At 73.3% G+C, this 9,281-nt stretch carries 16 protein-coding genes; 1 reads left to right on the top strand and 15 read right to left on the bottom strand.

The window, feature by feature from the left end; genetic code table 11:
* Positions 1-131: 131 nt before the first annotated feature.
* The 15 genes from CLV63_RS19050 to CLV63_RS18985 form a co-directional block, all read right to left on the bottom strand.
* Complete coding sequence (locus tag CLV63_RS19050) at positions 132-866, bottom strand: exonuclease domain-containing protein (RefSeq protein ID WP_106584495.1); 735 nt, start codon at positions 864-866, stop codon at positions 132-134.
* 27 nt (positions 867-893) lie between these two features.
* The gene (locus CLV63_RS19045) at positions 894-1,232 is read right to left on the bottom strand and encodes a hypothetical protein (protein WP_106584494.1); all 339 of its coding nucleotides are present in this window, start codon (positions 1,230-1,232) and stop codon (positions 894-896) included.
* Positions 1,233-1,375: 143 nt separating this feature from the next.
* A complete protein-coding gene (locus CLV63_RS19040; protein WP_106584493.1) occupies positions 1,376-1,591 on the bottom strand; it encodes a hypothetical protein in 216 nt (71 codons plus the stop codon).
* Positions 1,592-1,678: 87 nt separating this feature from the next.
* Entirely contained in the window at positions 1,679-3,364 is a 1,686-nt protein-coding gene (locus CLV63_RS19035) for a DNA cytosine methyltransferase (protein ID WP_106584492.1), read from the bottom strand.
* Positions 3,365-3,437: 73 nt separating this feature from the next.
* Positions 3,438-3,737 (bottom strand): WhiB family transcriptional regulator, encoded by a 300-nt coding sequence (locus tag CLV63_RS19030; RefSeq protein ID WP_106584491.1) that lies wholly within the window; start codon positions 3,735-3,737, stop codon positions 3,438-3,440.
* A complete protein-coding gene (locus CLV63_RS19025) occupies positions 3,734-4,141 on the bottom strand; it encodes an RRQRL motif-containing zinc-binding protein (protein WP_106584490.1) in 408 nt (135 codons plus the stop codon). Before CLV63_RS19025 ends, CLV63_RS19030 begins: the two co-directional genes overlap by 4 nt.
* Complete coding sequence (locus tag CLV63_RS19020) at positions 4,138-4,362, bottom strand: hypothetical protein (RefSeq protein WP_106584489.1); 225 nt, start codon at positions 4,360-4,362, stop codon at positions 4,138-4,140. Before CLV63_RS19020 ends, CLV63_RS19025 begins: the two co-directional genes overlap by 4 nt.
* A complete protein-coding gene (locus tag CLV63_RS19015; RefSeq protein WP_106584488.1) occupies positions 4,359-4,793 on the bottom strand; it encodes a hypothetical protein in 435 nt (144 codons plus the stop codon). The genes CLV63_RS19020 and CLV63_RS19015 overlap by 4 nt, the downstream gene beginning before the upstream one ends.
* A 116-nt stretch (positions 4,794-4,909) precedes the next feature.
* A complete protein-coding gene (locus CLV63_RS19010; protein WP_106584487.1) occupies positions 4,910-5,395 on the bottom strand; it encodes a single-stranded DNA-binding protein in 486 nt (161 codons plus the stop codon).
* A gap of 416 nt (positions 5,396-5,811) precedes the next feature.
* Positions 5,812-6,213: a RapZ C-terminal domain-containing protein gene (locus CLV63_RS19005; RefSeq protein ID WP_106584486.1), complete on the bottom strand. Its 402-nt coding sequence runs from the start codon at positions 6,211-6,213 to the stop codon at positions 5,812-5,814.
* A gap of 89 nt (positions 6,214-6,302) precedes the next feature.
* Positions 6,303-7,127 (bottom strand): DUF4097 family beta strand repeat-containing protein, encoded by an 825-nt coding sequence (locus CLV63_RS19000; protein ID WP_106584485.1) that lies wholly within the window; start codon positions 7,125-7,127, stop codon positions 6,303-6,305.
* Positions 7,128-7,226: 99 nt separating this feature from the next.
* Positions 7,227-7,703: a hypothetical protein gene (locus CLV63_RS18995; RefSeq protein WP_106584484.1), complete on the bottom strand. Its 477-nt coding sequence runs from the start codon at positions 7,701-7,703 to the stop codon at positions 7,227-7,229.
* Positions 7,704-7,794: 91 nt separating this feature from the next.
* Positions 7,795-8,145 (bottom strand): hypothetical protein, encoded by a 351-nt coding sequence (locus tag CLV63_RS18990; protein WP_106584483.1) that lies wholly within the window; start codon positions 8,143-8,145, stop codon positions 7,795-7,797.
* A gap of 177 nt (positions 8,146-8,322) precedes the next feature.
* Positions 8,323-8,484 (bottom strand): hypothetical protein, encoded by a 162-nt coding sequence (locus CLV63_RS33660; RefSeq protein WP_170134272.1) that lies wholly within the window; start codon positions 8,482-8,484, stop codon positions 8,323-8,325.
* Positions 8,481-8,981 (bottom strand): hypothetical protein, encoded by a 501-nt coding sequence (locus tag CLV63_RS18985; protein WP_106584482.1) that lies wholly within the window; start codon positions 8,979-8,981, stop codon positions 8,481-8,483. Before CLV63_RS18985 ends, CLV63_RS33660 begins: the two co-directional genes overlap by 4 nt.
* Positions 8,982-9,073: 92 nt before the next feature.
* Here CLV63_RS18985 and CLV63_RS18980 point away from each other — a divergent pair, with 92 nt between their 5' ends.
* The gene (locus CLV63_RS18980) at positions 9,074-9,280 is read left to right on the top strand and encodes a helix-turn-helix transcriptional regulator (RefSeq protein WP_146165609.1); all 207 of its coding nucleotides are present in this window, start codon (positions 9,074-9,076) and stop codon (positions 9,278-9,280) included.
* Position 9,281 lies beyond the last annotated feature (1 nt).

Here is a 9,281-nt window from a genome sequence, read left to right as displayed (position 1 = left end):
GCGGTCGATCATCCGGCGGGCGCGCTCTTCGGAGTCGGTGTGGACGGCGACCGTGGTGGCGCAGTCGGGGCAGGTCCAGGACCAGCGGGTCGGGCGGCCGAGGGAAACGGTGATGAGCAGGTCGGGGCTGGTCACATGTCCTCCTTGACGGGTGGTCCGGCGGGGATGGCGACGGGCCAGCTCGGGTCGATGACCGCGTCGGGGTCGGTGGTGCGGCGCAGGTGGGCCTGGTAGCTCGCGGCCTGCTCGCTCTTCCACCGCTCCTGGTTGGCGTGCAGTTCATCAATGTGCATGGCGGCGAGTCCGGCGTTGGTGTGGGCGAGTTTCCACGCCAGCCGGGCGGCGGCCAGCGCGTCGGCGTGGGCGCCGTGGGCTTGGCCGGGGGCGAGGTGCACGCCGTGGTGGGCGCACACGTCGGCGAGCTTGCGGGATCCTTTGCGGTAGCGGTCGCCGTGCTTGTCGATGACCAGCGGGTCGATCACCCGCAACCGGTGAGGGCCGGTGATGATCAGGCGCTGTTTGTGGCGGCGCACCTCCCGGTTGACCAGAGTCAGGTCGAACGGGGCGTTGTAGACCACGATCGGCAACCCAGTGTTGATGGCTTCGGCAAGGGCGGCGGCGATCTCGCCGACCGCCTCGGCGGCGGGCCGGCCGTGGGTGCGGGCGTGGTCGGTGGTGATGCCGTGGATGCCGGTCGCTTCGGCGGGGATGTCGATGCCGGGATCGATCAGCCACGTGGTGGCGTCCACCGAGCCCGCGGCGGGGTCGATGCGCAGCAGGGCCGCGGACACGATGCGGTCGGTGTCGAGGTCGGTGCCGGTGGTCTCGGTGTCGAAGGCCACCATCGGCGAGGTGTGCCAGCTCAAAGGGGGTCCTTTCCGTGTCGGTCGGGTTCAGTGGGCGGGGTTCGACGGCCAGGTACCGGCGACCAAAACGTCGGGGTCGTCGGTGGCGGTGCTTTGTCCGAGGCAGTAGTCGCAGTCGCAGGCGTGCGCGGCGTAGTCGGCGACCGCCTTGAGGTGGTCGGCGCGGGGGCACCAGGTGGGGCGGGGCCAAGTGGCGCGTTCGGCCTCAACGGCGGCGCGCACCGTGCGAACGGCGTCCTCGACGATGGCGAGCCGGAATTCGACGTTGGTGGGGTGCTCTTTGAGGTGGCCGCGCACGACCACGTCGTCGTAGTCGTCGAGTGTGCTGTGGGTGGCGGCGCGGATGTTGTATTGCCAGTGGGCCATGGGGTCCTCCGTCACGGTGGCGGGCCCCGCCCCGTGCGGGCGGGGGGTGGTGCGTGGTGCCCATCTCCGGTCGTGAACCGGCGCGGCCTACCGGGTGGCAGGGGCCGGGACGGGCGGGTGGCAGGTCCGCGGGGCGCGGCCGGTCACCAGGCGCCGGAGTGCGCCGGTCCGTAGGTGATGGACAAGGGGGTTCCGGCCAGCAGCGCTTGGGCGGCCTCGATGCGGGCGTTCATGTCCTCCAGGCGGATGGCGGCCATCCCGGACGGATCGGTGACCGTCAGCACGGGGCTCGTGCCGGTGTGGACGATGGTCAGGCGGGCGGCCCCGGTGGGACCGGGGGCGGTGTGGGACATGGGCATGGCGGGTTCCTCCCGGGATGTCGGTGTCGTGCGGATGGGGGCCGGTGGTGCGCGGGGTTCGGGTGTCCGGCCGAGCACCACCAGGGCTCAAACAGCCGGGGTGAGTGCTTCGCCGGTGATGGCCTCCACGAGCGCGCTGATCAGCACCTCCGAGACCGGCGGGGTGACGGCGTTGCCGAGCAGCCGCACCTGGTCGCCCTGCTTCTCGGCAAGGACCCGGTAGTCGGGGGTGAAGGCCATCGCGGCCTGGATCTCGCGCGGGGTCAACATGCGGAACAGCACGTCGTCGAGGTCGATACCGGCGCGGCCTTCGGCGAGGCCGTAGCGGTCGCGGGTGGACAGCGCCCCGAGCGGTTCGTCGGCGGGGTGGGCGGTGCCGGTGCGGTAGTAGGGCACGAGCAGCGGGTCGTAGCGCACCAAGGACTGGTGGCCGGCGGCGGTCAGCGCCCGCAGCGGCTCGCTGACCGGGGTGGACAGGTGGGCGGCGTCACCGCGGGCGGTGTTGTTGCGCATGATCACGGCCGCCTCGGTGTGGACGAGGCCGTGGTGGTTGCCCGAGGCGGTGACGGTGCCCAGCGCCTCGGTGACCGGACGGGCATCGCACGCCCCGCCGCGCAGTTCGGCGATGAACGGCGGGACCGCGATGCCGTCGCTCTCGCGGGTGGTGCGGGCGGGCATGGGCGCGTCCACCGGAATCGCTTCGGTGCGCCAGGTGCCGCCTGCGGGCACGAGCAGCGGCGGCGCGGCCAGTGCTTTGGTGGCGGTGGTGGTCTGGGTGGTCACCGGCCGGTCGACGGGCCGGGTGCGCACGCCGGGGCGGCGCTCAAAGGTGTGGCCGGCGGCCTCCAGGGTGATCGGGCGGGCGTAGCGCTCCAGTCCCGCGCGGATCCGCGCCAGCGTCTTCGGCGTCAACCCGTCGGGGGCCTTCTTGGTGCGGGGCCGGTCGCCGATGCGGGTGCCCGGCACCGACCAGTCGATCGCCGCGGCCGCGGGCAGCACCGCCGGTTCCACGGCTTGGTGGCGGCAGGCCGCGCGCGGGCACCGGTAGAGGTACTGCTGCCGGTAGCGGCCCATGTCGGCGCCGGGCTTCTTGAACACCTGGAGGGCGTCCACGGTCGCGTCGCAGGCGGGGCAGTGGGCGCGGGGCCGCAGCCACTTGTCCCAGTCCGGCGCGCGCCCGAGGGCGGTGCGCCAGTAGGCGACGTAGAGGCGGTCGCGCGACTGCGGGCAGCGCGGCGAGCGGCGGCCGCGGGCGTGCATCGAGTTCAGCGCGATGGCCCGCACGGCATAGCCCAGGGCGCGGATCTCGCGCACCCACCGGTCCCACTCGGCCCACCGGCGGCACTGGACGACGTTCTCCACGACCCCGGCCAGGACCGGGGCGCCCTTGCGGTGCATGGCCCGCAGGTAGATGACGACCTCTTCCATCAGGGCGCGCGAGCGCATCGCCCGCATCTCCTCCGCGCTCGGTTCCTCCTTCCACAGGGCGAGCTGGTTGGCGGTGTCGAAGGTGCGCTTCACGCCTTTGGCGTCGGTCCAGTCGGGGCAGGCCGGGGACGACCAGAACAGGTCCGCGCGGGGGAAGGTGTCGGCGACGTTGACCTTCTGCACGTCGCCGCACCAGTGCTCGGTCTCGGGGTGGTTGGCCTGGTGGGATTCCAGGGCCTGGGGGTTGTGGTTGGCGGCGAAGGCGGCGCGGACCCCGGGCACGGCCACCGCGCCGGCGGTGGAGCCGCCCAGCCCGCAGAACTCATCCAGCAGGGTCAGGGTCATCGGTGGTCCCTTCCGGTGGCGGTGGCGGAGCGGATGCCGGCGCGGGTGCGCACCCGGCCGGTCCGGGGCTGCCTCACGCCGCGTCCCGCTGCGCAGCGGCGGCGGCGCGGAGGGTGCGGCGCTGGCGGGTGGTGGTGGCGCCCCAGATGCCGCTGATCCAGGGCCGGGCCACGGCGTAGTCCAGGCAGGCGGTCGCGACCGGGCACGCCCGGCAGGTCTCCAGAGCCGCGGTCGTGGTCGGGTCCTGGCGGTACTCGCGGACCGGGTGCCAGGCGTCCGGGTCGGCCATCTTGCGGCACAGACCCTGCTCGGTGACCGCGCGCGGGGGCGGACCGTCGGTGGCGTAGCGGGCCAGGATGCGGATCGTCCTCATGCGGCGTCCTCCAGATCATTCGGGTCGACCTCGGTGTCGAAAGCACACGCCGCGCATTCACCGAGCGAGGTCGGCAGGCAGTAGGTGAAGGTCAAACGGCAGGTCGGGCAGGTGCGCCGGGCCCGCATCGCCCGTGCCAGCGAGGCCAGCACCGCCGGGGTCGGCGCCCGCTTCGGCTTGGCGTCTGCGATGCGGTACAGCAGCGCCTCGCGCACACCGCGGGCGCCGGGCGGGGCCCGGCGGGAGCGCCACCGGACCTGGCCGGCGGGGTCTTGCCCGCCGGGGCGCAGCCCTTTCGCGGCGAGCTGCTTGCGGGTCACCAAGTGGGGTGGGGCGTGGCCCCATGGCCAGGTCGGTAGCCCGTGGCGGGTGGCGTCGGGGTCGTAGAACCGGGTGAAGCTCACCCCATGCCCTCCGGTCCGTCGAACAGGGCGGGCTGGTCCACCCCGGCGGCTGCGGTGAGGGGCGCGGTCGCGGGTTCGGTGCCGAGCCGCTCGCGCACCCACACCGCTCCGGTCTGCGCATCGGCCGCGCACAGCAGGTAGCGGTAGCGGCGTCCGCGGGCGGTGTAGGTGAGCACCGCGGTCGGGGCCTGGTCGCAGCCGTGGATCGCGCAGGCGGTCACGACGGGCCGCCCGGCTCGATGCCGAAGGCGGCTTCGAGTTCGGCGAGCAGTGCGAGGTCGTCCTCGCTCAGCAGGCCGGGCACGTGTTCGGGGTGGCCGATCCCGTCGGCTTCGGCCAGGGGCAGGTGTTCGTCGCACCGGTCGCAGAACCGGGAGACCGGGAGGGGTTCGCCGTCGACCCAGGTGTCGGGGCCATCGTCGGCGTCGCTGGCCCACTCATGGCCCACCAGGTCGCATTCGCGGCGGGCGGTGCACTGCGAGCACCACATGCCCTCGCCGGTGATCTGCCAGCCGAACTGGTCGGTGAGCAGGCGGCGGGCCTCGGTGCGGGTGGTGAACAGGGGTTCGTAGTCGATGTCGAGGGCTCCGAGCCATTGGTCGCCGCAGCCGTCGCATTCGGCGCGGGTGCGGATCTGGCGGCGGTAGGGCATGGCGAACAGACCTCCAAGCGGAGTGGGATGGGGTGCGTGTGGTCCGGGGTGGTCGCCCCCGGCCACCAACCGCGCGGTGTGCGGGCTGGTGGTCCGGGGCGGCCCGCCGGGCGGCCTCAGAACGGGGGCTTGTCGGCGCCCACGGCGCCGGTGGCCCATTGGTCGGTGGGGGGTGCGCCGAACCCCCCGGTGCTCGGGTTCGGAGCGGCAGCGGGGCGCTGTCGGCCGCGGCCGCCGTTGGTGGTCTTGGTGACCTGGGCGGTGGCCCACCGCAGCGAGGGGCCGATCTCGTCGACCTCCAGGTCGATGACGGTGCGCCGCTCACCGTCACCCGTCTCGAAGGTGCGCTGGCGCAACCTTCCGGTGGCGATGACGCGCATGCCGCGGGACAGGGTCGCCGCGACGTGGTCGGCGAGGTCGCGCCAGGCCGCGCACCGCATGAACAGCGGTTCGCCGTCGCGCCACTCCCCGGCCTCGCGGGCGTAGTGGCGCGGTGTGGAAGCGATGTTGAAGTTGGCGACCTGGTCGCCGTTGTCGAGGTGGCGGATATCGGGGTCGGCGGTGAGGTTGCCGACCAGGGTGATCGTGGTTTCGCCCGCCATGGGCAGGTTCCTTCCTTCGGGCGTGCGGGTGCGGGGCCTGACCGCGCATGCGGCGGGCCCCGCACCCCGGGGTGGGGGTCAGTGCTGGTGGGCGCTCCATTCGGCGGGGTCGCTGGTGCGGTACCAGCGCCCGCAGGTCGGGCACTTCTCGGTCGCGGTCACGGCCGCGCGCATGCGGCGGATCAGGGCGGGCATACTGGGTCTCGCCTCATTCCTTTGGGGTTTGCGGGGCCTCACCGGATGGCTTGCAGGCGTTCTGGTGGGGTCTCGCTGTGTGTGCGGCTACTTGTCTTTGTCCAGCTCGCGGCGGAGCTGGCGGTCCCACTCATCGCGTACCGACTGCGGTTCCTGGTCCTGCTCGGGTTCGGCCACGGCGTCATCCCTCCTTCCTGCTGCTCGGTCACGGGTTGCGGGGGTCAGGTGGCAACGACGGGCCGGTCGACGTCGCGGTGCACGACCTCGGTAGGGGTGCCGGTGGTGCGCAGCGCGTCGGCGAGGGCTTCGGCCAGGGCGACGCTGCGGTGGCGCCCGCCGGCGCACCCGATCGCGACATCGACCCGGCGCCACCGCTCCGCGGGGGTGTCGGCGAGCAGGCCGCGCACCCAGGCGGCGGTGCGCACCACCACCCCGGTGGCGCCGGGGGTGGCCAGCACGTGGGCGGCCACCTCGGCATCGAGCCCGGTCATGTGGACCATCACGGGGTTGTTGGCGGGGTTGCGCAGGCTGTGGCGCACGTCCATGACCAGGTCCGCGGACGGGGCGGGGCCGTGGTGGTAGCCGAAGCTGCTCACACGGCACCCGGGGCGGAATGTGCTCATGAAGTCCTCCTGGCGGGTGGGTCCGGCCCCCGGTGCGGGGCCGCCCCGGACCCCAGACACCCGCGGGGGGCGGCTGGGGGCCAGAGCGGTCACACCCGGGTGGGGCGGATCGGGGTGCGCACCCGGCCCGAGACCGAGGTGGCGCGCACCCGCGGGCAGGCGCCGCTGGTCGCCATGACCGTGACGTCGCCCGAGACCGCGGCCGCGGTGACGTCCACGTCGGCGTGGGTGTTGAGGTACACGTCGCCGGAGACCGCCTCCGCGTCCACAGGGGCGCGGCCTTCGGCGTGGATGTCGCCGGAGACGGTGCGCAGCCGCACCGCAGTGCCGGTGGCGTGGTCGATGGTGATGTCCCCGGAGACCGTCTCGACATCGATCGATCCGGCCTTCGCGGCGCGCACCGACCCCGACTTCGTGCGGGCGGTGAGCGTGCGGGCGGTGTCGATGTGCAGGTCGGCCGCAACGCCGTCGTGGGTGACCCATTCCAGGGGGAGGCCGTGAGCGCCCACGGTCCCGGCCTGGACGCGGGTGCGCAGCGCGGACCCGGCGGGCAGGACCACGGTCGCGCGCACCGGCTCAACCTGCGGGCCGGTGTTGGTGACCTCGGTTCCGTCGACGAACACGCGGTTGCCGATGATCGACATGTTCCCGGACACGTGGGAGGCCTGGATGAACGTGCCGCCGCCGCGGGTGGTGCGGATGCCGTGGCCGGCGGGCTGTTCGGGCAGGGCCACGCCCCACACCGCGGCCTCCATGGCGTGGGTGGCGGCCTCGATGGCCTCGGCGGGCCCGGACAGGGACAGGGTCGCGGTGGTCGTGGAGCGACTGACGACGACATCGAGAGCGACGGCATCGGCGCTCAGATCCAGCACAACGGGGCCGGGCCGGGCGGCGGTCAGAGTGCGTTCGGGCATAACGGCAGGGCCTTTCGGCGAGGAAGCGGTGGGGTCGGCCGGACGGCCGCCCCGCGCCACCACCCCGGCGGGGACTGGTGGCGCAGGGCAGTCAGCCGGTCAGCGGCGGTCGGGCCCGGTCGCCATCACCAGCGCGGCGGCGGCCAGGCAGGCATGGTGCGCGGCCTGATCGACATGCATCGCGCCGCCGCCGTGCAGACGGAACGCCGTCGATCCGGTGCGGTCCATGAAGAGCCGGACGGGCCAGCGCCGATCGATGACCGCGTGGGTGGCCGCGCTCAGGGCGATGCCGGCCACCATTCGGGCCGGGGACAGCCCCAGCCCCAGCGCCCGGTCGACGGTGACCAGGGCGGCGGCCTGCACCGCGTGGTAGGAGGCGACGTGGGCGGCCAGCGCCCGCCAGGACGCGGCTTCGGTGCACGCCACGCCTTCGGCGCGGTCGGCCGCGCACGGCTTGCGTGCGGACTGGTGGTCGGTCTGCGCTGCGAAGTCGCCGACATCATGGGCCGCCTTCACCGCGGTCAGCACCGCGGCGAACCTTGCCGCGCGAGTCGGCGGGCGGGTGGTTGCGGGCATGACAGGAATACCTCTCTGGTGGCTATCAAGGGGTTGAGCAGGGTCCGCCCGGCTGTGGTGGTCGGGGCGGCTCTCGCGCACACGAGCCGGTTCAGGCAGCGTCGGGCTGGACGCTGCCCTCGTAGGAGTAGAGGGCCTGGTGGGCGTCCATCCGGGCGCGGTCGATCGCGGTCGCGCGGTAGGTGACCGGGCCGAAGCCGCGCTTGGCGGTGTGCTGGCCGTTGCGGGACTGGATCGGGGCGTCGGCGAGGGCGGCGATGCGCTCCAGTTCCGCGCGCTTGTCCGCGTCGTCGACCTCGACGCCGTAGTCGCCGATGATGGACACGTTCATCTCGACCCTGCCGAAGACAGGGACCTCGGGGTGGGCTTCCAGGTAGGCGGCGAGGTCGCGCAGTCCGGTGATGAGCGCGGCGCGCTCCTCGGGGGTGGCGTAGCTGAACACGGGTCCTCCTCGGGTTTCGGGCACGCCGGAGGAACCGGCGGCCGGTCGGTGGTCGGGGTGTGCGGGGTGGTGCCCGCCCCGGGCACGATCCGGGTGCGGCCTGACCCACGTGAGGGGCAGTGGCCGGCGGGCGGGGAGTTCAGGCGGCGCTGTGGGCCGCGGCGGTGTAGTCGGCGCTCACCGCACCGGCATGGGGACGAACGTGACGGTCGTGCCGTCGTCGCGGGTGACGCGGATCGTGCGGAGCACGGCCGCGTCGGCGACCGCGGACTCGATGGCCTCAGCGATGTCCTGGTTGCCGTCCTCGGCCAGGGTGATCTCGATGCTCCAGTCGCTCATGTCAGAACCTCCAAGGTGTGGTGGGCGCGGGCCGCGGCCGCGCTGGCCCGGTGGCTCTCGGCGCGGGCGCGGGCGAGCCACACATCGCCGGGCATACGGCGGGGCCGCGTGGCCTGCTCGTCGGCCCGGGCGTCCTCGCGGGCGGCCGCCTGGTCATGGGTTTCGGCGTAGGCGGGCCACTGGCCGTCGTCGGGGGTGGGAATGCGGCGGTAGCCGGTGACGGCGCGGGAGCGGCGGTGGCGGTCGATCTCCGCGTTGAGGGCGGTGACGGAGTCGGGGAGGCAGCCGAAGCCGATGTACCCGCCGCCGCGGGTGCCTCCGTAGCCGACGGTGATGGTGTGGATGCGGTGGTTCTCGCGGTCGATGACGACGGCTTCTACCTCGTGGTGGCCGAAGAGCCCGTCATCGGTCTCGTATACCTCGATCTCGGTGAGGACGGCGTCGTCGATGTGGGTGCGGATCGCGGTGAGGATGGGCGTGCCGGTCGGGGTGGCCACCGAACCTCCAACAGGTTGTCTATGTTTCATCTACAACGTAAGCCGCCGATCCGTGGTTGTCAACATGACGTCTACAACGTATTTTGGTGGGCATGATCGACGACCTCATGACCGTCAAGGACGTGGCCGAACGCCTCGGGGTGAAGCCCGAGACGGTGCGCCAGTACAAGCTGCGCGGGGACCTTCCCGAGCCCGACGGGCTGGCGGGGCGCTCCCCGCTGTGGCGCGCGGCCGCGATCGAGGCATGGATCGCCTCCCGGCGCGGCCACGGCTGGCGCAAGGACGACCAGCCGGGCTGAG

The sequence above is a fragment of the Murinocardiopsis flavida genome (assembly GCF_003014485.1).
GTDB classification, from domain to species: Bacteria; Actinomycetota; Actinomycetes; order Streptosporangiales; family Streptosporangiaceae; genus Murinocardiopsis; species Murinocardiopsis flavida.
This window is presented reverse-complemented; position numbering and strand designations above follow the sequence as displayed.

Excerpts from the sequence above, each read along its gene's own strand:
- CLV63_RS19045 (WP_106584494.1), bottom strand. The coding sequence starts at position 1,232 with ATGGCCCACTGGCAATACAACATCCGCGCCGCCACCCACAGCACACTC.
- CLV63_RS19040 (WP_106584493.1), bottom strand. The coding sequence starts at position 1,591 with ATGCCCATGTCCCACACCGCCCCCGGTCCCACCGGGGCCGCCCGCCTG.
- CLV63_RS19035 (WP_106584492.1), bottom strand. The coding sequence starts at position 3,364 with ATGACCCTGACCCTGCTGGATGAGTTCTGCGGGCTGGGCGGCTCCACC.
- CLV63_RS19030 (WP_106584491.1), bottom strand. The coding sequence starts at position 3,737 with ATGAGGACGATCCGCATCCTGGCCCGCTACGCCACCGACGGTCCGCCC.
- CLV63_RS19015 (WP_106584488.1), bottom strand. The coding sequence starts at position 4,793 with ATGCCCTACCGCCGCCAGATCCGCACCCGCGCCGAATGCGACGGCTGC.
- CLV63_RS19010 (WP_106584487.1), bottom strand. The coding sequence starts at position 5,395 with ATGGCGGGCGAAACCACGATCACCCTGGTCGGCAACCTCACCGCCGAC.
- CLV63_RS19005 (WP_106584486.1), bottom strand. The coding sequence starts at position 6,213 with ATGAGCACATTCCGCCCCGGGTGCCGTGTGAGCAGCTTCGGCTACCAC.
- CLV63_RS19000 (WP_106584485.1), bottom strand. The coding sequence starts at position 7,127 with ATGCCCGAACGCACTCTGACCGCCGCCCGGCCCGGCCCCGTTGTGCTG.
- CLV63_RS18995 (WP_106584484.1), bottom strand. The coding sequence starts at position 7,703 with ATGCCCGCAACCACCCGCCCGCCGACTCGCGCGGCAAGGTTCGCCGCG.
- CLV63_RS33660 (WP_170134272.1), bottom strand. The coding sequence starts at position 8,484 with ATGAGCGACTGGAGCATCGAGATCACCCTGGCCGAGGACGGCAACCAG.
- CLV63_RS18980 (WP_146165609.1), top strand. The coding sequence starts at position 9,074 with ATGATCGACGACCTCATGACCGTCAAGGACGTGGCCGAACGCCTCGGG.